The organism is Bacillus sp. AFS037270, assembly GCF_002585305.1.
In genome coordinates this window covers 129,499-151,932 of sequence record NZ_NUNF01000020.1, presented here as the reverse complement: position 1 = coordinate 151,932, position 22,434 = coordinate 129,499, and the positions used below count along the sequence as shown (strand labels likewise).

Genomic DNA, 22,434 nt, shown 5'->3' with positions numbered 1-22,434 from the left:
TAGGACAGTTCTTTTTTTGAGAATAAAAACTTTATAGAACTTTATAGAACTTTAATAAAACTTTATCAGGTAATCTATTGGCATAACATATAAAAAGGTGATTCATCAACCATTTATATTTTTCATCATATACCTCAAAAATGGGGACCGTTCGAAAATAATATAATTCAGGGTCTATAAAATCGCCTGCTTTTACCACCTCTGCATATTCTGCCGGAACAGTACGTACCCCATTATTTTCAATATAAATGGAAGCACCGTCCTCTAATTGAATGGCATATCTTGCGGAAAGTTCACATTTTCCATCCGGACGAATAATTTGACTATCAATTCCTCCAGGCAGTACTTTTCCTTTAAAGCCGTTTCCTATTACTTCACCCGATAAAATGGGAATGAGCTGCCGCCTGCCAACCACGTCATCCTGCCCCACTACAATCGGTTTATCAACTTCTATAAAAATACTGAATACTTCCTCAAACCCTTCATGTTTACCTAACTCATCTGGGACATTAGCTGTCAAACGTTGTTCCTCCCTTTCCCCTACATATTTTTTCAAGGATATATTTTATTTTTTCCAAGTCTTTTTTGTTAGCTTTTTTCATCATCGAGCCCATGAATGGAGTAAACAGTTTTGAAAATCCAGTCGGATTCCCACTGTTTCGCAGTGTCATTCTAGTTCCATTGTTATCAATCGATTCCCAAATGTAAGTTGTCTCCATTGGAAACGGTCCGTCAGCTGTTCTCATCACGAGCTTATGGCTTGGAACAAATTCGACAACTTCGTATATATAGGCTAACTCTTTACCTAAAAAATGGGCTTTGAAGGCAATTTGCGAACCGATTGCTAGCGGTTTTGGTGATTGCCGTTCTACTGATTTGATGTTTTCATACCATTCAGGAGCATTGTCAGGATTAGCTGCATACTCCGCAACTTGTCTAAGAGGAGAGTGGATATTTATTTCTGTTAATACGTCTACCATAACTTCATACACTTCCTAATACTAACTAAGATGTTTTTCATTGATTTTGTTCTACATAATTTTTCAACAAGGTGCCTAAAAGATATTTCCACCCTTCAGAATGCTCTTGTTCCCAGTTTTCGCGAATGATGCCTGATGCATGATGGGAAAGTTGCAGCAATGTCGATCCTTCCTTCTCAGTAAGACGATAAGTATAGGAACTGTTAACGGCTCCTTGCATTCCTAAATGACCCTGGAGGCGGATTTCTTCTGGGGCGTTCACATAGTAAACATTGCCCCATACGGCTCCCTGATTTTCACCCCATTTTTCGGTGAATTGTCCCCCTGGTACTGGGCTAAATGTGAAATGCGACGATTCCCCTTTTGGTGCCAAGCGGAACTCCCACCAATCACCAGCCTGTTCTGTTAATGCTTGGAATACTTGTTCGCGGGAAGCATTAATTAATACCTCTTGTTCAATCTTAAAAACCCGTTCTGTTTCTTTCATTATAAAATCTCCTCCTTTGTTTTCTATGACTCCTTGCAAATTTAGTAGTGAATTGGCAGTGAATTCCATATATTTTCCTATCCATCGGTTATGCATCTTCTGGAGTGGAACTGCGTTGAGAAAATTGCGTCGGTATTTTCCTTCACGCCTCACTACGACTAAGTTCCCTTCCTCAAGTAATGATAAATGCTTCATGATTGCATACCTTGTGACTTCCGGAAAATAATCGTCAAGTTCGCCTGTTGTTTTAGGTGAATCCTTCAGAATATCAAGAATTCGTCTGCGAATGGGATGTCCTAATGCTTTAAAAAGTGTGGAAAGTTCGTCTTCCATACCAAAGATCCTTTCAAAAGATATAGCTAAACTATATGTGAATATATAGTCACATATAACATGTGACCTAATGGTAACATGACTTAAAACAATGGTCAAGTTCCCAAATCTCCCCTTATCTTTCCTCTGTTCCCCTATAAACAAACATCATCTTTCAGGACAAGCATAAAATTAAATAATATCTTTTGCTGAAAGGAATGTTCAGCTATGAGTCATTATAAATCGAAAGTAACCGCTTCGTTATACGCACTGATATCAATTAGTTTTTGGGGAGTTTCATTTGTATCCACGAAGGCGGTGCTAGAAAAACTTGACCCCTTTTCAATTATTGTTCTTCGTTTTGGCATAGGAGCCTTGTTTTTGCTTTTATTATTAGTATTAAAGCGTATTCGGCTACTCGTTTCTATTAAATATCTCCCACATTTAATAATACTTGGCATTCTTGGAGTATTCGTCCATCAAATACTCCAGGCGACAGCATTATTAACCATCAATGCTTCTTCTGCAGGATGGCTAATTTCGTTATCCCCTATCTTTACGGTCATCCTATCCATTCTTTTTTTGCACGAAAAGATGACCATAACAAGGGCTGCAGGAATGGTACTGGCAATTATAGGAGTCCTACTAGTTACATCGACAAGAAGTGGACATTCCTTCCAATTCTCCATAAATATAGGATTTTCCCTAATGATAATGAGCACGTTGAACTGGGCTGTTTATTCGGTACTATTAAAAAGCTTGCGAATTCCTTATCCGCCTCTTTTGGTGACATTTTATATGAGTTTAATAGGCTTGATCCTGACCGCACCACTTATCATACGCAGCAATGGATGGGAATCCCTTTCACTTTTGAACCATAAAGAGTGGGCACATTTGTTGTTTCTGGGTGTTTTTGTTTCCGGAATTGCTTATTGGTACTGGGGGAAGGCGCTGGAAGTTTTAGAGGCATCCAAGGTTTCGATGTTTCTGTATTTGGAGCCTGTCTCAACATTGGTTGCTGCCGTTCTGCTTTTACAAGAAAAAGTTTTATTCATAAGTGTTGCCGGAGGAATCATAATTATAATTGGAGTCATTATTGTTAATGGTCAGCTAGTGCCTCTGTTGTTCAGCTTCTTCAAGAATAATCGTCAATAGGAGGAGAGCATATGACTTTGACATGTAGAATAAAGAATTTGTTAGATACCTTAAAAAACCCCTCTAAAGCGCAGTTAAAGGATGCTCTATTAACACTAGATATAAAACTTATAGATTTTGATGACTTGCCAGAACCATCCCTGGGGAAACCATATAATCGTAAACTTCTTTTCAAAAATGAGGAAGTAGAGATGCTCGTAATGAATTGGTCTCAGCTGGAATGTGCCCCTCATGATCATGGTAATTCCCATGGCTGGATACAAGTCCTTTCTGGTACTTCTCTTAATTCAGTTTATGAGTTGAGCGGGACTGGATTACCTGCTGAATTGTTTCGTGAGTATCACCATCAAGGGAAATATTTTTATGCCCCGAGAAAAGCCATTCATAAAATGCAGGCCTCTAATCAGACAAACTTGGTCACACTCCATTTGTATTCGCCTCCTATTACTGGAATGAAAGTCTATGATTTAGAAAAGTGTGCGGCTTGTGTCGTATCTGACGATTGCGGGGCATGGTGGCCTGATGAACAATATCAGAAGGTAAAAGAGATTCAACTTAAGAACAATATTAAAAATAAGGACTGACATATCAAAAAAGGCAACTACCCAAAATAATAGGTTAGATGCCTTTTTCATTTAAATTCATTAAACATCAATCACTAACAACAGAACCATGCATATATTTTACATCTCTTCAATTATAAGGACTCCCCAAGGCTCTACGTCCAATGTTTGCGCCATAGTCACAGTACTATCAGTTAACAATTCGACACCGTCTTTATGGGGATACCTTAGAGAATTTGGAACATCTGAGTAATTAAAGTAATAATGAACATGCTTTCCTTCTTGGTTTATCCCCGACTTAACGATTAACGGAAAGGCGAGCTCTTGGTCTACTCCCCACAGTTTCGCCTTTTTTATGGCATGCTCCAATATCTTTTGCATGATCGCTGCACTAGGGATACAACCAATATAGGTTGCTAGTCCTTTGCCATACTGATTTTCTGTGATAGCTGCATACTTTCCCCAATGCGGGTGATCATAAAATGCTAATACTTCTGCCGTGGTTGGTGTTAGTAGTTCCATCCAAGTTTCCACCGTATTATTTTCTTGGCCCACCTGGAAAGGATCATCTCTTAAGGAAACATTCTTCGGTTCAACGAACATATTGTAATATATTCCGCATGCCTCATTAATAATACCAGGCTGCGGAGTCGTTCTTACCTTTACATTTTCGTCCGTAAATCCACTCTTGAACGTATATATTACGTGACCACCATTTTTAACAAACTTGTTTATTCGCTCTAGCAAGCGGTCAGGAGCCGTATACAAGGATGGAACAATGATCATCTCATAGTCTTCAAAATTATCACTAGATGGATTAACAAAATCACAGCCAATATTCATTTTGTAAAGCTCATCATACATCATTCGAACAATATCATTGTAATTTTTGGAACTAGAAAAATTAAATTTAAACCAATCGAGAGCCGTCAATGATTCATTGCTAACCAATATAGCAACTTTATTATTTTTCTTCAGATTTACTAGATGTGGAGAGAGTCTTTCAAAATCCCTGCCTATTGTTTTTGCTTCATTGTATACAGGATTGAGTTCAAAATCATGGCTGAGCAGCCCTTTCCAATAGGTTTCAAACGAGTTGTGGATAGAATGCCAATGCCAGTAGGCGACCATGTTAGCTCCTGAAGCTAAATGAGAAAATGCCTGAAGCCTTAGCTGCCCCGGATATGGCACCCAATTGGTAAATGCTTGTGCTTCGGTTTCAACAACAAGATAATTGGTTCCCTTTGTAGAACGAGCTACGTCTCCGCCAAAAGAAATTTCAATTCCGGTTAAATCGTCTTGTGATGGATGATAAATGTCTACTCCAGTAATATCAAATGCCTTTGCCGCTTCAAAATGGTCTACTCTTGGTTGAATCCCGTAGGAATAACCGCGCCATTCAAAATCAAAGTTTTGCATAACAAACTGGTCCTGACGTTTATACTCATTAACTATTGAAACCTGCCAGGAAAGAAACTCCGTTACTAGCTGTCTTTGAAATCTTGCAAACTCTGATCCTAAACTGCCATTTATTGTTCCAACAACTGAAGGGAAATCCTCCCAACTATTAATGCGATTGCTCCAGTAATCAAGACCAAAAAGGTTGTTAATATTATCTAATGTTTTAAACTTTTCTTTCATGTATTTAACGAATAATACCTGAACATTCGGACCCGCAGTGTCATAGTGCTTTGTCTCATTATCCGTCTGGTAGCCTATTACAGCTGGGTGATCCTTTACATGTCCAATTAATTTCCGGATAATCCGTTCGGCATAAAAAAGATAAGTAGGGTTGGTGATATCCATAATCTGACGAGCCCCATACTTTCCCGGTCCCTTTGGGGTGATTGCCAAGACATCTGGATGTTCTTTCACCATCCAAGTTGGGATCGCATAGGTTGGTGTCCCAACAATGACTTTGATTCCCGCACTGTGCATGGCATTCAGTACCCGGTCCACAGAAGAAAAGTCAAACATTCCGTTCTGCGGTTCATGGGTGCTCCACGTGGATTCAGCAATGCGGACAACATTAATCCCCGCCTCTTTCATCATATCAATATCTTTTTCTAATCGTTCGTAAGGCATGTATTCATCATAATACGCAACGCCGTATAATAATTGTTTCATAGCATTTTCACCTTCCTAATCTGTGCAAACCAAGGGATTTATTTAATCGCACCATCTGCAATTCCCTTAAGAATGTATTTTTGGAAAATCGCATAGAACACGACAACAGGCAGAGCTGTAATGATAAGCCCTGAAAGAATCTTTGGCCAATCACTGTTGTATTCCCCAAATAACATGTTAACCGACAACATGAGGGTATAATTATTTACATCTGTCAACATAATCAATGGCAATAAGAAATCATTCCATAGCCACAATATATCTAAAATAAGAATGGTCGCTGTGATTGGCTTTAGAAGAGGAAAAATGATTTTCGTAAAGATTTGAAAGTCATTACATCCATCAATTCTTGCAGCTTCCTCCAGCTCTTTTGGAATGGTTTTAACGAAACCGTGATATAAAAAGATGGCCATGTTAACCCCAAGCCCTATATAGATGAGCCCTAATCCATAAATAGATCCCTGTACATGTAACCCTTTTGCAATTTTGGTTAAGGTAATCATAATTGAGTGAAAAGGTACAAGCATAGAAGCGAGGAATAAAGTAAAGATAAAATTACTTAATTTCCCCGGAGTCCTAGCTAATTTATAACCTGCCAGTGAACCGCAAATAACAATACCTGCTAATCCTATTACCGTGACAAGGACCGTATTCCAAGCGCTATGAAATAAATCTAGCTGCTCAAATACACCCGTATAATTTTCAAAATGCAATTTAGTCGGCAGTCTTAAAACTGATTTAAAAATTTCTCCTTGTGTTTTAAAGGAATTAATAAAAGCCATGTAGATAGGGAAAAACGATATGGCCGCAAAGATTGCTAGAATAAGAGTAGCTGCTACCCCGTATAGTCTTTTCATTATGCTTCCACCTCTTTCTTTTTCAACACTTTGACTTGGATCAATGTAATCACTAAAACAATGAGAAAGAGTATCATTGCTTTTGCATTGGCATAACCATATCTAAAATTATTTGAGAATGCCTCTTCATAAATATTAAGGGCCATAACCTGTGTCGATCTTCCCGGTCCGCCTGCAGTGAGTGCATAAACAACATCAAACACTTTAAAGGCACCATTCAATGTTAAGAAAGCACAAATGGTAATCGCGTGCATAATCATTGGAATTGTTACATGGATAAGTCTTTGGAAAGGATTTGCCCCATCAATCATGGCTGCCTCTTTTAGGTGTGATGGAACACCCTGCAGTGCTGCCATATAAATAACCATCATATAGCCAATCCCATGCCACAATGAGACGATTAGGATTGAATAGAAGGAAACTTTTGCGTCACCGATCCATGGTTGATCAAGAAGATGAAAAATAGCTTTTTTTGATAGTTCTGGAAGAACATTTGAAAAAATGAAGGAAAACATTAACGCACTAATAATCAAACTTAACATATTTGGCATAAAGAATACGGTTCGAAAAAATCCTTTCGTCCTAACCCTGGTTTCAATAAAAAGTGCTAGAAGTAACGCGATTACATTTTGGAAAACAAACATGAACGCCGTATATTTTAAAGTAAAGAAAAAGGAATGACGAAAATCTGGGTCATCTTTAAACGCTTCAATATAGTTACTAAAACCAACAAAATGAAAGGTTTGCGATAATGCATTCCAATCGGTAAAGCTATAAAAACCTGCCCCAACCGTTGGAATCAACAAAAACACAAAATAAAAGATAAAGGCCGGAAGAACAAATAATAGTAGACTAAGAGTACCCTTTTGTTTTTTCAAACTTAAGGTGCTTTTAGAGCTTATTTTCGGTTGAACCTGGTTTATAGCCATTTGATTGCTTTGTTTCCCTAACTGTGGCATTGCACCCACCCCACTTACTGTTAATTTTTGATAATGATAAAGACAGCTGAAGAGCTGCCTTTATCGTTGGCTGATAATGATCAATCTACTTATTGTTTTTATTGAATTGATTCCAGGCACGATCCAACCCTTTGATGACATCAGCTTTGGATGCATCACCTGCAAGATAACTCTGGAATAATTTTTGCGACTCGTCTTTAACAGCAGATGGAATTGCAGGGTCCTGATAAGCTCGTCCTTGTGAAACATAATCAGATGATTCCTTTAACCATGGAAATGGTTCAAATGTATGAACTTTAGAGACGGCATTAAATCCAAGGCTCTTATAGAAATCACTGGAATCTTTATCATCAAGAATATAATTGATTAGATCCTTTGCCACTGCTTTGTTTTTACTCATTTTGGAAACAGCAAGTGATGTTGATGTACTCAAATTCAATAAAGTTGCTTTTGGATCATCATTAATAGGCAGTGGTGCAACCCCAAATTCAAAGTCTTTATTTGCACTTACAATCGAATCAGCCATCCATGGTCCTTGTACCCACATCGCAGCCTTTCCATTTGCAAAATCAGATGCACCTTGATCTTGTCCGTTCTCAAAGGCACGCTTTGTTCCGTTTGCGTTGACTAAATCCATGATATTGAACAGGTCTTTAACATCTTTGAAAGAACCTTTTCCTTCATTCATGCTCTTAATAAAGTCAGGAGTTGTAGTACTGACATCCCCACCTACTGTGAGTGGCAAAAATAATTGCGGGATATAAGCATCCTTATAAGTTAACAAAAACGGTGTGATATTATGTTGTTTTAGTACTTTAACAGTTTCTTTCATTTCCGACATCGTTTGTGGTATTTTTAAACCCAAGTCACTAAAGATTTTCTTATTGTATAAGTATCCCCATTGAAGAGTCTCTAGTGGAACTGCTACTACTTTTCCGTCCGTTGTGGTTACAGCTGGTTTAACCGTGTCATACAACTTATCAGCAAACGGTTCCTTTGATAAATCTTCTAGATAACCTGCCTTATTAAAAAGCGGGATATCATTTATTGCATGCAGACTAAATATGTCAGGGCTATCACCAGAAGCTAATCTTGTTTTTAATAGTTGTGATGCCTGGTTTACATTTGGTAATTCTAATTTGATTTTGACATCAATATTTTTATCTTGTTTTTCTTTTTTAACAAACTGATCAAAATATGTTTCATATTGCTTTTTGAATCGTGGTTGTCCAATGAAAACCTTAAGTTCAACTTGTTTTGACGCCTTTGTGTCATTTTGGCTTGAAGCAGTATCATTTGAACTGCAACCTGCTAACAAACCAATTCCAAGCATTAAGCTTAGCACCGATGAAATCGCTTTCTTCATTTTTGTGGCCCCCTGTTAAAGTTTTAACTTACACTTTAATCATAAACACTTCTAGGGTTTACGAATATTGAAAATATTAGCGCTTACATTTGGACTTTTTTAACCTTGCCTCATTTCTCCAGGTGAAATTTTGTAGTATTTTTTAAACACACGATAAAAATAAGAAAGGTCCTCATAACCCACCATTTGGGCAATGCTCTTGATTTGAAGTTCATTTTCTTCTATTAATTTTTTCGCATATTCCATACGCCGGCTAACGATATATTCTGTGATATTGCATTCATACATAGCTTTGAACGCTTTGCTTAAATATTCCTTACTAACAAAAAATTTGTTGGCTAAGACATCCAATGAGATATGGGACTCTGTAAAATTTCGTTCAATATACTCTTTAATTTCCTCCAAATCGACTCTGCCTTTTCGCTTCTTAAACTGGAGCATATATTCAATATATCTTTTTCCTAATTCCTGTTGTTTCTTCAAGATAAAATCCAGTGATAGCCCGCTATCATAGATTAATTCTTCATTCTTATACACATCTAAGACATTACAATTATTCTTAATCATTAGCTCTTCTAAAATTAGAATAAACTCGTGTTCAATCTTTGCCATAGCATTGTTGTCAATCACATCGAATTTCATTAATTCTTTAAAAAAACGCTGCATAATATTTTCAAAGCCCTCTGCATTTAATTCATCCAAAAAAGATACAATCGTTTTTTTATAATCTATAATTAACGTAGATATATCTTTATTTAAAAACGAAAAAGGTTTCAAATGGGACCTTAGTTGATTTTCAATCTCCTTCGTACATTTTTCTAAGGTAAGATTTAATTCGTCTGCATTGATCGGTTTCAATAGATACTCATTGACTTTCGAGCGAATCGCCTGGCGCATATAGTTAAAATCATCATAGCCGCTTGCCACAATGAGTTTAATCTGAGGGTAACGTTCTGATACAACCCGAAGTAATTCCATGCCGTCCACACCTGGCATTTTCATATCAGTAATGACAATGTCCGGGGTCCATTGTTCAATTAACTTCAACCCCTCTTGTCCATCAGGTGCCTCCTTTATAGCTGTGATTCCATAGAGCTCCCATTTTCCAAACATTTTAATTGTTTCTCTTGTCCATTTTTCATCATCAACAATTAATGTTTTAATCATTTTATACCTCCAATAGCGTCTTAGCGGGAATTCGAATAACAATTTGTGTTCCATTGTCGACTTGGCTGAAAATATCAAGGCCGTAATCATTTCCAAAGTACAATCCAATTCTGGCGGCAACATTTTTAATTCCTATGCTTCCTTTTATTTTCAAGGGCTGAGATAAATTATTGATTTGCCCAATAAGACACTTCAATTTTTCTTCTGGTATTCCTACACCGTTATCTGTAATTGTTATTTCTATATCATCGAATACTTTTTGCACCTCAACCGATAGTTTCCAATTTCCAACTTTTTGTTGGAACCCATGATTAAATGCATTTTCCACCAACGGCTGTATCGTCAGCATTGGGATTTTATATCCTTCGGTACCTTCCTCTACAAAAATATCCGTTTCGATTTTGCCATCGAACCGTTGATTTTGAATATATAGATAATTTTTTATATGCTCGATTTCATTTTCTATTAGAACCATATCGCCTTGCTTTCCAGTTATGTAGCGGAACATATCACTTAGTGCACTGATGACCCTGTAAATCCTTTCCGCATTATGGGCCACTGCCATTCCTCCAACTAACTGAAGTGTATTATAGAGAAAATGAGGATTAATTTGTGCCTGCAGCGCCTTAAACTGAGCCTCTTTTGTTGCAATTTCACTCTTGTACTCTTTTTCTATTAATTCATTAATTCGAAAAACCATAGATGTAAATCTCTTTTCAAGCAGGCCAATTTCGTCATTACGATCGGTTTCAATTCTTACATTAAAGTTATTTTCTTCGACTTCATGCATTGCATTCACTAATTGAATAATGGGCTTAGTCGTTCTTAATGAGATAAAAATAGATAAAAATACTGTTAGTATAATAGAAAAAACACCTATGATAATGGCATAAACCAATGTCTTTGTTACACCATTCAAAATCATTGTTTTAGGGATAACCTTAACAATTGCCACTTGATTGTTAAATGCCTTTTGAAAGAAAATATAACCATTTTTAGATTTAAGATAGTAAGCATCCTTTTTACTGTTATTGATTTGCTTCGTTATTTTTTGTAAATCAACAGCTGGTGCTTCATTAGTGTTGGGGTTATAAACGATTTGTCCTTGGTTATTTAATAAATAAACAGAGCTTTCTTTTTCTGATTTCAACATCTCAATAACACTGTCGACTATATTCCAATTAACATCTATTGATACTCCGCCTACCATTTTTCGATCCTCAAACCGAATAATACTTCTTGTTAGTGAAAAATTTTGTTCAGGACCTCCGCTATCAAAAATATAATGTGGATTGACCCCTAACTTAGTCCAGTTTGTTCCCTTAAGATTTGCTATTTTCGAAACTTTAAAATCTTCTTCTGTTATAGAGTAGACTGTACTTTTTTCTTTAGCATAAATCGAGAAACGATCAAGATGCTCATTCCTATAATAAATTGAATATAATTTGTCTTTTATGTAGTTTAATGTACTAAAATTCATTGGTACATTTTCATCATTCGTTTGGCTTATACTGGGTATTAATTTCTCGTCAATTAAACTAGCAAATAAAATTTTGTCACTTTCTTTTAATTTTTCATCCACATATTTACCAGCTAAAACGATTCTCGACTCATTTGAACTGATTACTTCTTTTTCATAATTACGTTGTGATACATTGATTGAGAAAATTATTAGGATTAGTAACGGGACAATCATGACAGATAACAACAGGAACATTAATTTATATCGAATATTTGCTGCTATTTTCCGAAGAATTTTTTGCTGTAAATAATTCCGAACACGGTTCGGGAGTCTTCTAATATTCAACATAGTATTTTTCCTTTTCACTTATATTCTTTTATTTAACTTATCTTTCAATTAGAGAAATGTCAAAAGTAATTATAGGAACACAATAGACAAAAAAAAATCCCCTTATGCTATTACTTACTAGCATAAGGGGAAACCTTTATGGTAATCGAAATATGAATATTCATCGCCACCAATTTTAAACGTTAACCGACTTGCTTTGAGCGATCGTAGATGATTTGCTCTTTGCCAATGTCCAATTGTAAGACTTAAATCGCCAAGCGTTTGTTAAAAATTGAAGAACAATTAAACTACAAAAAGCTGTCCAAGCACCCGTCTGTCCAAGATGATAAACTTGAGTTAACAAAATAGTGCTCGGAACAAAGAAAATCCAGTTTAACAATAAAGAAGTTCGGGACAAGAAGGTTGTATCTCCTACTCCCCTTAACCCGCCTGCAAGAATAATACCTGATCCGCTAAACAATAAAATGAACGAAGCTAAATGGATCAGGGAAACAGATGTTAAATACACGGCAGAATCTGCGGTGTACAATTTGGCAACTGGTAAGGCAAAAACAAACAATATGATTGAAATCAAAAACATAAACCCTAAACCAAGGTACACGGTTACCAACCCAAACCGTTTCGCTTCTAGCGGTCGCCCTTTGCCGATTTCCTGCCCAATACCAACGGTAGACGCAGCGCCAAATCCATTTGCTGGCATAAACCCAAAGGACAGAATGTTTAGGGCAATTTCATTGGCAGCAATCGCCACTGTACCAAGCCGAGTGATACAAGCGGTAAACACTAGCATACCCATACTATTGGACAACTCTGTAATTCCTAGTTTCGAACTTTCAAACAGAAGTAATTGAACCTGATGCCGCTCAATCGGAATCCAGGAACGAGTAAAATATTTTTCGTTTAGGAATCGGAAATAAACAAGCAGATTGAGGAGAAACGTAATCCCTTCGGCTGCCACCATACTCCATCCTGCTCCTTGTAATCCTAAGTTTGGAAAACCAAACTTTCCATATGCCAATGTATAGGTTAAGAACACCACTAGTGCACTGTTAATTAATGAGATGTTCATTGGAGTACGAGTATCCCCTGTAGCCCGCATATACGCATAAAAAATAATATTAAAAACGGTGAACATCATCGCCAACATACGCACTTGAACATATGGAACCCCAAGCTTTAAAATTGCTGCGTTTGAACCCATGACTTCTAGAATAAAATGAGGAACCACATAACTAGCAACAAATAAGAGAATGGCTTGTAAAGCCGCTAAGATCAACGCTATTTGCATTCGCTGATTGCCCAGCTTCATATTTCTTGACCCATAGTTTTGAGCAACCAAATAATTGATGGCTCCTTGATTACCGGAAAACAATGCCCATAAATTGTACATTAAAACATTGGTGATCCCTACGACTGCAATTGCTGTAGCCCCCAACTTTCCTACAATCATCAAGATAAGCAAACCTGTAACGGTCATCGATGAGAAGGTTGCAATCGATGGAATAGCCAAACGAAGAATTTCCTTAACTAATTTCATTTCATCCCACCGGTCTTTTTAAAAGTTAGGCTCTGTTAAACGATATTATTGTTTTTATTACTCTGTTGATTGGAGCGGAAGGCGCTCGACTCCTGCGGGAGTACGGGGCAGGGGAGACCCCACAGGCGCTAATGCGCCGAGGAGGCTCCCCGGCACGCCCGCGGAAAGCGAGCGACTGGAGTGGAAATCAACAGTCAAATTTAACAGAGCCAAAAGTTAAAAAACGAATAAGTAGTTTATGTAAATAAGTATTCACATAGCACTTGAAAGCGCTTTTCATCTGTTAAAGTTTAAGTTATTTTAATCTTTCAATAAATGGGCAAAATGCACAAAAGAAATAATAAGTTTTTAGTGCAAATTGTTTACTAAGACTAAGTACAATAAAAATCCCCTTACGCTAAAAACGTAAGAGGATAACTTTAAGGAAATATATTAATCTAATTCTAGGTTTATTGAACTGAATAACTAAACAGCTTTTCTAACTTCCGAGTGATTTCATCTTTGTCAGCTTCAACAACTTCTAGGTACTGTGGTTTTTCAAACAGTTGATTGATTTCCTCAGGGAATGTTTGATCAATGTCACAACGCTCAATCGATTCATTAAATTTTGCCGGATGAGCTGTGGCCAGAGTGACGCAAACTTCTCTCGGATCATTAAACGTTTCGTATGCGGCCACACCACAAGCAGTATGTGGGTCTAATAAATAGCTTGTTTCAGCATAATATTTGCTGATCGTTTGCAAGCATTCTTCTCCTTCAACCCCATGTGCAGCAAAATCCTTTTGAACCTGCTTTAGTAGCTCCTCGTTCACAACAATTTTCCCCTCGGTCTTGAATGTTTCCATCAAGTCAGAAACGGCATTAGGATTTTCATCAAGCAGATAATAGAGATAGCGCTCAAAGTTACTAGCTACCTGGATATCCATTGAAGGGCTAAAGGTGCTGCGGAACTCACCTGGCTTGTAAACCCCATTTTGGATAAAACCTTCTAAAATATTATTTTCATTTGTTGCAACGATTAGTTTTCCAACAGGAAGACCCATCTTCTTGGCAAGATAACCGGCAAAGATATCTCCAAAGTTTCCAGTCGGCACACTAAAGTTAACACTGTTTATGTCTTTTTCCTTTTGAACTTGGAAATACGCATAGAAATAATAAACAGTCTGTGCCAAAATACGAACAAAGTTAATAGAATTAATCGCGCGAAGATGATATTTGTTTTTAAATTCTACATCTGCAAACAATTCCTTGATGATTCGCTGACCATCGTCAAATGTTCCTTTGATGGCTAAATTTAAGACACTTTTATCATCAACAGTCGTCATTTGTAATTCTTGCACCTTACTCACTTTACCATGTGGGTGCAAAATACAAATGCGAATGCCTTCTTTTCCTCTAACACCCTCGATGGCAGAGGCACCCGTATCACCAGATGTAGCGCCAAGAATATGAATGGTTTCACCTGTCTTCTTTGACACGTAGGAATATAAATTTCCTAAGAATTGCAGAGCAATATCTTTAAAAGCAAATGTTGGACCATGAAACAGTTCGAGCACATACATATTATCTTTCACTTTTTGAACAGGTGTTACCTCCGGATGGCGGAAGGTTGCATAGCTTTTCTCGATTAAAGCCTTTAGCTCGTTGTCTGGAATTTCACCATCAACATAATAGGAAAAAACTTCGTAAGCTAATTCCTGATAAGTGAGATTAGACATTGCCTTTAACTTCTCCGCTGGGATTTGTGGGATTTTCTCTGGCACTAGAAGTCCCCCATCATTTGCCAGACCCATTAATACAGTTTCAATAAATCCAATTTTACTTACGTTTCCGCGTGTACTAACAAAGTTCATAATCTTCCTCCAAGTAAAAATTTATAGTATGACCATCTAGACGAAATATTTAGGTAACGAGGATATTCAACTTAATATAATGTGTTTTCTTACTGATTTGTAATTTTCTGAATATTACCCTTGGAATAATCTGCCTTAACTGAATACTCATTAACAATGCCAAAATCATAATTCCATCCGATATTTGTGAAATAATAATTATAAATTACATTTTAATATATAAATGAACAGCAAGTCTATAAAATGTTGTTAGAATATTCATTTTTATCATTAACAAATATCGGTATATCTATCGAATCCCCTTTCAAACAAAAAAAATCCCCTTTAGCAGGTGTAAAAAATCCAATGTGATATCATGGACTGTTAAACGGTCTACTAAGGGGAAATATTTTAATCTAATTTTTCTCAAATCTAGATATCAAATCGATAGCATTTGGGAGAGTTATCATTGTTCACGAATTCTCTTGTAAAATCTCTCTTAAACCCAAACCATTCATAGAGGCGAATGGCATTGGCCATTTCATTGCCTGTGAATAAATAAATAGATTTTGCTTCTATTTCTTTTGCATAATTTACACATGCTTTTAATAGTTCTATTGCTATCCCGCGTCCCCTTGCTTTTGGATGAACAGCGAGCAATCGGATAAAAGGATCATAAATAGGAACCGCCATTCTCTTATATGCCTTTTCTGCTGTCTTAAAGAGCTGAACTGTGCCTAATATATCTGAGCCATGCTTCGCAACTAAAATTCGATCTACATACGGATTATCAAGAGACGTCTTTATATCCTCCAGATATCCTTTCCAAAACTCAGGATCTGAAAAAGAATGTTCATACTGTTGATAGCTAGCAATCAATAATTCTTGCACATTTCCTTTTTCTTCTTCCGCTAATTCCTCTACAATAATATTACTAATAAGATCACTATTCATTCGCTTTTCCTCCTCTCCATTCTGTGTATTAATAACCGCTTTACACCCACTTACATGGGGTAACCGGAAGTCATCTTATATAGCTGTTACATTCAAACTCTTTTCCCCTATCTCATTCGCCTTTTTTATCGCATTTTCAATCAATTGATTGTTTACATCAAATGATAGACTATCTACATCATCTGGGTTTACTTTTACACGGGTTGCTATTTCGTTTATTTTTTTCCCTAAATTGTTTTCTAAACCTAGTTGTTTTAGAGAGACAGGCAGATTATATTTATTAAGCTTTGTAATTAAATCATTTATTTCTGACTGTGGTTTACCCTCTAAAATAAATTGAGCAATCAATCCAAATATCACTTTCTCTCCATGAAGACTTTCATGTGTATCTGAAAGGTATGTCATACTATTATGAATGGAATGTGCTATCGCCGTTTTATGTCTTTCTCCCACTATACTTCCAACTAAACCAGCCAAGGCGATGATCGCATTTATCACTTCCTTAAAGGGCCGGGTAACGCGTCCTTCTTTATTGTCGTCTATTGCTTGCAGAGAGTTTTCATCAAGAATGGTTAATGCAAGTTTGGCTGTGTTTAAGGAAATTTGCAAAGGGAAATCATATTCTTCATTTCTGACATATGGTACAAATTCGTACCACTTCACAATGGTATCTGCAATACCTGCCTGTAAATATCTTACCGGTGCTTCCACAATGATTTTCGGATCTACTAAAATCAATTTCGGAGATTTATTTAATGAAATAAATTCCGTAACCGCCCCATTTTCGTTATAGACAACGGACAGGGATGACCAAGCTGCGCATGTTGCTGCAATAGTTGGAATGGTCACAACTGGTAGATCAATGTTTTCTGCAACTGCCTTAACTGTGTCGAGAACCCTTCCACCTCCTACTCCAATCACAATACCTGCCTTTGTCTGTTTAGTAAGTAAAGTATATTTTTCAATAGCTTGTTTTGTACAATACCCAGAAAATAATTCGATTTGATAGGAAATGCCAGCTTCATCTAAACTTGTAAATAAATTTGGGCCTGCTTGTTCTAATGCCTTTTTTCCTCCAATTACAATCGCTGTTTTACTAATATCGGAAATATATTTTCCTACCAATAAAATACTATTTTCTTCATTAATATATTTTTCAGGTGTATTAATAGTAAACATCCTTTTTGCCTCCTCTTTAATACAAGATGTATTTGTCAATTTAAGAACAAAGTGATGCTTAAAGTGATTGTTTTTATCGATAAGAAGCATAATAAGACTCTGCCAGGATTTTTATCCCACGTCTAATTTGCTCTTCATTACAATAGGAAAAGCAAAGTCTTAGTTGATTTGAACCTTGATTCGTTTCAAAAAAGGACTTTCCTTCGACAATACTTACTCCTCTTCGAAACGCCTCATCTGCAAAATTTGTTGTAACCACTTCTGGACGGAAACTAAGCCAAAGGAAAAATCCACCCTCTGGAATCTCGAAAGTTACATCATCACCGAAAAACGTTTCGATACTTTCGATCATAATATCCCTTTTTTGGCGATACGTTGAAATCAATTGTTCTAAATGATCCTCAAAAGAAATTCCTTCTAATAAACTAGCAATTATTTGTTGGGTGAATGGGCTCGTTTGACTCCCTAGCATCAATAAGTGAATATTTTGCAAAACCTCATCATTCGCAATAATCCATCCTAACCTTATACCTGGGGCAATAATTTTTGAAAAGGTTCCCACATATATGACCCTTTCTTCCGCAAAAGAATAAATGGCAGGGGGATAGCTGTTCTTAAAACTCAATTCAGAATAGGCATCGTCCTCCAGAATATAGAAGTTGTACTCATACGCTAATTGTGCGAGCTTTTGTCTTCTTTCCAGTGAAAGACTTACCCCGCTTGGGTTGTGGAAATTTGGCATACAATAGAATACTTTGGGTATCTTCTTATTTAATTGCCTAGCCTTTACAAGTGCCTCCTCTATTAAATCGACCTGAACTCCTTGTTCATCAATCGGAAACGATTTTATCTTAGCACCAGCCATCCTAAATGATTGAAGGGCATTGAAATATGTCGGGCCCTCTACCCAAACTTCATCATCGGGATTTACAAGCACTCTGGCCGCCAAATCAATGGCCTGCATAGCACCTGCAGTGGTTATAATTTGCTTATTCTTTACATAAATGGACCTTATCTTCGATCGATTCCTAATCCATTCAATTATTTTTCTTGGACCATCCCCACCAGAATAGTGGAGGGCCTGTTTCCCATGATTCAGTATTGCATTTGAAGCAGCATGATTTAGTTCAGCTATAGGAAACAAATGAGTACTAGGATATCCAAATGATAAATGCACATGGAATGGATCCGTAACTGTTGTCCCTCCAATTGAAGGAGAGGAAGGAAGATACTTCGCATATTGATAGTTTTGTAGTTGTTTAACCATGTATCGATTCTCCTTTTATGTAATAGTAGCTATATACTTTTTACATTTTTTATTTTGCAAAAATCTCATTATCAACCAGATTAGAAACATTAACTGATTTTTGTAGGACGCCCGCCTCTTCAAATGAATCTGCTACCTTTTGAACAGCTTGGATATCACTTTCTGAAACTGGGCGGAATTTAGAATTTACTTTACTGTTAATTTCTCTAGAAACATCTTCCGATAAGCCTGTTATTTTCGAGTAAAGTTTTACGTATTCATCCTTATTATCATGCTCCCATTCCCAAGCCTTTTCGAACCGTTTTACCACATCTTTTAATGCCTCTTTTTTTCCTGGATCTTTAAGAGCTGCTTCTGAAACAGTAAGGAAACCTACCCCGCTGCTAATACCTTTACCAGTTCTTAACACACGTGCTCCATTGTTTACGGCAATGGTCATATACGGGTCAAATGTACCCCAAACTTCAATTTCACCAGCCTTAAATGCAGCAGCTGCATCTGTTGGCAAAACAAATTTAATCGTAACGTCCTTTGTGGTAAGCCCTTCTTCTTTTAAAGCCTCAATCACTAAATGCTGTGCAATACTTCCTTGAGCAGAAGAAATTACAATGGTCTTCCCTTTTAGATCTTTAATTGTCTTAATTGCAGAACCTTTTTGAACGAGAATACCAAGTGACTCAGTGGAAGAAACACTCGTTGCTATAATTTTTATTGGAACTCCGGAGGCAGCTGCTGTTAGGATAGGAGTATCTCCAGCAGGAGCCGTATCTACTGATCCTGATTTAACTGCCTCAAATAATGGAGCAGCCCCTTGAAAGCTCGCCCATTTCACTTTATATGGCGTTCCTTCTAAAACTTTGGATGCTTCCACTTTTGATTTCGTTAATCCCGCTTGATCACCGAGCACTAGAGTCACATCTGAAAGGTCTACTTTACCATTTGCATCTGCCTCTTTTGCTTTGTCATTGCCACAGCCCGAAATGATGGAAATAATGACTGCAAACAGAATAGGCAAGTACCATTTCTTTTTGTGAATTCTGTGACTTTTGTAAAAAAAATCCATAAGTAAATTCCCCTTTTTCTTTCTAAATTTTTCTCATAAACCTAAGATTGAACTTGTTTTAGTGATTGGTACTCTTTTCTCATGACACGAGATAAGACTTTCCCTTCTAATCTCCCAAAGGCACTGCTTCCCCTTTCACGAGGTCTCGATAATGGGATTTGTAAATCCATTGCAATTTTTCCATCTTCGATTAATACAACACGATCAGCAAGAGTAATGGCCTCCGCTACATCATGAGTAACTAAAACGGCAGTAAACTGATGTGTTTTCCAAATTCCCTCTATTAATTCCTGCATTTCAATTCTTGTCAATGCATCTAGTGCCCCAAGCGGCTCGTCTAATAAAAGCAATTTTGGTTTTGTTGCTAATGCTCGTGCAAGCGCAACTCTTTGACGCTGCCCACCTGATAAAACGGTTGGCCAATCATATGCTCGACTTTTTAGGCCCACTTGCTGTAATGCAAGTAAAGACTCTTCCTTCCAATTACCTTTAAGCCCTAAGCTCACTCCAACATTTGCCACTATTTTTTCCCATGGAAGAAGACGTGCATCTTGGAACATAAAACGTGCCATTTTATTTAAGGAAGATAGACTTTCATTATTTTGAAGGATTTCACCACTACTGGCTTGCTCTAACCCAGCAATATGCCTCAATAATGTACTTTTGCCACATCCACTTTGTCCTACAATGGCCACAAACTCACCAGGTGCTATCTCTAAATTAATCCCTTTTAGTACGTCAACTTTTCCAAAAGTTTTTGTTAAATTTTTGATTTCTAACTTTATGCCTCCCTGTTTTATATCCATTGCGTTTTCTCCCCTTTATTTACGACTTGTTATAACTCGGATTCCATTTCAATAATCTTGATTCCAATAATCGTGCAGCAGAGTCTGCAAGTTTTCCAAGTACTGCATACAGTAGAATGGCCACAATAACCACATCTATTTGCATAAATTCACGGGCGTGCATGGCCATATACCCTATCCCAGAATCAGCAGCAACTGTTTCCGCCACAATTAATGTTAACCACATAATACCTAGAGCATAACGTACACCCACAAGTACCGATGGAAGAGCTCCTTTAAAAATCACTCTGATCAATAGCTTGCTCCTCGGTAAGCCATAGACTTTTCCCATTTCAATGAGCCCTTTGTCAACTGTGATAATCCCATAATAGGTATTAACGTATATTGGAAAAAACACGCCAATTGATACTAAAAAGATTTTTGCTTCCTCTCCAATTCCTAACCATAGAATAACTAGAGGGATTAATGCTAAATGCGGAATATTCCGAAACATTTGAATAGTGGTATCTACATGCCGTTCAGCTATTGGAAATACCCCATTGACAACACCAAGAATAAGGCCAAGCCCTCCTCCAATTAAAAATCCTGAAAATGCACGGCTAAAGCTTACTTGAATATGGGTAAACAACTCTCCTGTCCCGATAATGCGAAAGGCACTGTCCAATATATCTGTTGGTGAAGGCAAAGTATCTTTGGCTATAAGTCCTGCAGATGTAAAAACTTGCCAAAACAAAATCATTAGTGCAGGTAAAATCCATGGTGCGATAAACTTCATATAGGTATTCAAACTAATTTTTCTCATTTATCTTCTCCTTCCTTCAAATCCTAGTAAACATATAGGTTTATTGGTATTCATACTATCATTTAAAATCTTGAACTGGCAATAGATTGGCTGATGGAATAATTTTTATTATTGATTAACAAATTCTATTAATTTATTTAAAAAATCCTCAAACAATAAAAAAGGCCTATCAATCAAACGACAAAAAATATTCCTTCTTTGTTTTTCGATAGAAGATTTACTCATAAATACTCAACAAATAGGAGGAAGCATCGCATTTCATAAGAAAGTGACGATGAAAACTCCTCATACTTATACAGGAAGATTAAAACCGATATGGAATTATACTCTTACAAGGAAAATACCCTTGTAATGAATCGGAAAGGTTGTGAGTGGATGAGACTTTCAGATTTACAGCCAAAGAAAAACTTCAGCTACATCTTCGTTCAATTTCCAGGAATGGAAATGAATGTCCCTATGCTCTCAAACGGTGAGGGAAATGCGGTAAAAGAAGATGTGGCTTTATGTGTCCAATTAGACAGTAAGGAAAAGGTTAACCAAGTATACTTTGTCCGATCACAAAGTATAAAACCATTTGACTTCACTGACGAGGGAATTGGTGCAAAGGCCTATTATCGTGTCATTAAACAAAAAGAAAACGCTCAGGACTCACACTCAAAAGAGGATTTAGTCACGGTTATTACAGATGAAGTGAAAATTGTACAAAAGAAATCGGAAACAGGATTTAACTTCATTTTGATGTTAAATAAACGTGAAATAGGAATCGTCGCTATGATTGAAGAAGTAGTTTTACAGTTAGAGCAAGAATCGTGGCAACATAAGGAGAACACGAAAGATCGTGTAGCTGTGAAAACTCTCAGTAATAAATATAAGGCTGTCTTTAGCAGGGGTGCCAAAAAGGAGATATTCTCAGGAGACAGAATCTTTCAGAATATAGTAGTTATTAATCCAATCCGAATTCTTTTGGAGGCCGGTAAAAGAAAAGTTAAGGTATTCTCTCCTGCCGCATTAGATTTTATCGGTCCAGGTGATCAGAATCAATCTACTTTAATCATGAGGGGGTGTGGATAAGGTTTGTCCATTATGGATTCAAAAACTTCATATTTTTTTAAAGTCGAACTAAAAGGATTAATAGATAATCCTTTTCGACATAAAAACCCATTAAAATATTGAAGGAAGTGAGTAATTGGTTCTCAGCATATTTTTTAGAG

Annotated in this window: 20 protein-coding genes; 3 read left to right on the top strand and 17 right to left on the bottom strand. The window is 36.9% G+C overall.

The features are described from left to right. Positions 1-31 precede the first annotated feature (31 nt). The 3 genes from COD92_RS11045 to COD92_RS11035 are packed head-to-tail and all read right to left on the bottom strand — an operon-like array spanning position 32 to position 1,800. Entirely contained in the window at positions 32-520 is a 489-nt protein-coding gene (locus tag COD92_RS11045; protein WP_098530590.1) for a DUF3237 domain-containing protein, read from the bottom strand. Next, positions 510-980 (bottom strand): SRPBCC family protein, encoded by a 471-nt coding sequence (locus COD92_RS11040; protein WP_098530589.1) that lies wholly within the window; start codon positions 978-980, stop codon positions 510-512. The genes COD92_RS11045 and COD92_RS11040 overlap by 11 nt, the downstream gene beginning before the upstream one ends. Before the next feature lie 37 nt (positions 981-1,017). Then, positions 1,018-1,800: an SRPBCC domain-containing protein gene (locus tag COD92_RS11035; RefSeq protein ID WP_098530588.1), complete on the bottom strand. Its 783-nt coding sequence runs from the start codon at positions 1,798-1,800 to the stop codon at positions 1,018-1,020. A 207-nt stretch (positions 1,801-2,007) separates the two neighbouring features. On the opposite strand from COD92_RS11035, the gene COD92_RS11030 reads away from it, so the two are divergent. Together COD92_RS11030 and COD92_RS11025 are read left to right on the top strand one after the other, a co-directional pair. Then, positions 2,008-2,934 carry a DMT family transporter gene (locus COD92_RS11030; protein WP_098996326.1) on the top strand — a complete coding sequence of 309 codons (927 nt, stop codon included), beginning with the start codon at positions 2,008-2,010 and terminating at the stop codon, positions 2,932-2,934. 11 nt (positions 2,935-2,945) lie between these two features. Then, positions 2,946-3,518 (top strand): cysteine dioxygenase, encoded by a 573-nt coding sequence (locus tag COD92_RS11025; RefSeq protein WP_098996325.1) that lies wholly within the window; start codon positions 2,946-2,948, stop codon positions 3,516-3,518. A gap of 99 nt (positions 3,519-3,617) precedes the next feature. Here COD92_RS11025 and COD92_RS11020 read toward each other — a convergent pair whose 3' ends face one another. The 14 genes from COD92_RS11020 to COD92_RS10955 form a co-directional block, all read right to left on the bottom strand. After that, a complete protein-coding gene (locus COD92_RS11020; RefSeq protein ID WP_098996324.1) occupies positions 3,618-5,624 on the bottom strand; it encodes a beta-galactosidase in 2,007 nt (668 codons plus the stop codon). A 38-nt stretch (positions 5,625-5,662) separates the two neighbouring features. After that, positions 5,663-6,481, bottom strand: a complete 819-nt coding sequence (locus tag COD92_RS11015; RefSeq protein ID WP_098996323.1) for a carbohydrate ABC transporter permease — start codon at positions 6,479-6,481, stop codon at positions 5,663-5,665. Beyond that, complete coding sequence (locus COD92_RS11010; RefSeq protein ID WP_098530703.1) at positions 6,481-7,410, bottom strand: carbohydrate ABC transporter permease; 930 nt, start codon at positions 7,408-7,410, stop codon at positions 6,481-6,483. The genes COD92_RS11015 and COD92_RS11010 overlap by 1 nt, the downstream gene beginning before the upstream one ends. A 115-nt stretch (positions 7,411-7,525) precedes the next feature. Then, positions 7,526-8,806, bottom strand: a complete 1,281-nt coding sequence (locus tag COD92_RS11005; RefSeq protein ID WP_098996322.1) for an ABC transporter substrate-binding protein — start codon at positions 8,804-8,806, stop codon at positions 7,526-7,528. 99 nt (positions 8,807-8,905) lie between these two features. Further along, complete coding sequence (locus COD92_RS11000) at positions 8,906-9,973, bottom strand: response regulator transcription factor (protein ID WP_176550428.1); 1,068 nt, start codon at positions 9,971-9,973, stop codon at positions 8,906-8,908. Between the two features lies 1 nt (position 9,974). Beyond that, the gene (locus tag COD92_RS10995; RefSeq protein WP_098996320.1) at positions 9,975-11,783 is read right to left on the bottom strand and encodes a cache domain-containing sensor histidine kinase; all 1,809 of its coding nucleotides are present in this window, start codon (positions 11,781-11,783) and stop codon (positions 9,975-9,977) included. A 175-nt stretch (positions 11,784-11,958) separates the two neighbouring features. Next, the gene (locus COD92_RS10990) at positions 11,959-13,320 is read right to left on the bottom strand and encodes an MATE family efflux transporter (protein ID WP_098996319.1); all 1,362 of its coding nucleotides are present in this window, start codon (positions 13,318-13,320) and stop codon (positions 11,959-11,961) included. 449 nt (positions 13,321-13,769) lie between these two features. Further along, positions 13,770-15,173, bottom strand: a complete 1,404-nt coding sequence (gene thrC / locus COD92_RS10985) for a threonine synthase (protein ID WP_098996318.1) — start codon at positions 15,171-15,173, stop codon at positions 13,770-13,772. A 411-nt stretch (positions 15,174-15,584) separates the two neighbouring features. Beyond that, positions 15,585-16,106 carry a GNAT family N-acetyltransferase gene (locus COD92_RS10980; protein ID WP_098996317.1) on the bottom strand — a complete coding sequence of 174 codons (522 nt, stop codon included), beginning with the start codon at positions 16,104-16,106 and terminating at the stop codon, positions 15,585-15,587. 75 nt (positions 16,107-16,181) lie between these two features. After that, positions 16,182-17,285, bottom strand: coding sequence for an iron-containing alcohol dehydrogenase family protein (locus tag COD92_RS10975; protein WP_098996316.1), 1,104 nt, complete (start codon positions 17,283-17,285; stop codon positions 16,182-16,184). 73 nt (positions 17,286-17,358) lie between these two features. Next, positions 17,359-18,552, bottom strand: a complete 1,194-nt coding sequence (locus COD92_RS10970) for an aminotransferase-like domain-containing protein (protein WP_098996315.1) — start codon at positions 18,550-18,552, stop codon at positions 17,359-17,361. A 49-nt stretch (positions 18,553-18,601) separates the two neighbouring features. Continuing rightward, positions 18,602-19,615: an ABC transporter substrate-binding protein gene (locus COD92_RS10965; RefSeq protein WP_098996314.1), complete on the bottom strand. Its 1,014-nt coding sequence runs from the start codon at positions 19,613-19,615 to the stop codon at positions 18,602-18,604. Positions 19,616-19,656: 41 nt separating this feature from the next. After that, on the bottom strand, positions 19,657-20,421 hold the full coding sequence (locus tag COD92_RS10960; protein ID WP_098996313.1) for an ATP-binding cassette domain-containing protein: 765 nt from the start codon (positions 20,419-20,421) through the stop codon (positions 19,657-19,659). Between the two features lie 19 nt (positions 20,422-20,440). Further along, positions 20,441-21,223, bottom strand: coding sequence for an ABC transporter permease subunit (locus COD92_RS10955; protein ID WP_098530573.1), 783 nt, complete (start codon positions 21,221-21,223; stop codon positions 20,441-20,443). Positions 21,224-21,598: 375 nt separating this feature from the next. On the opposite strand from COD92_RS10955, the gene COD92_RS10950 reads away from it, so the two are divergent. Then, a complete protein-coding gene (locus COD92_RS10950) occupies positions 21,599-22,294 on the top strand; it encodes a hypothetical protein (protein WP_141561094.1) in 696 nt (231 codons plus the stop codon). The last annotated feature ends 140 nt before the right edge of the window (positions 22,295-22,434 follow it).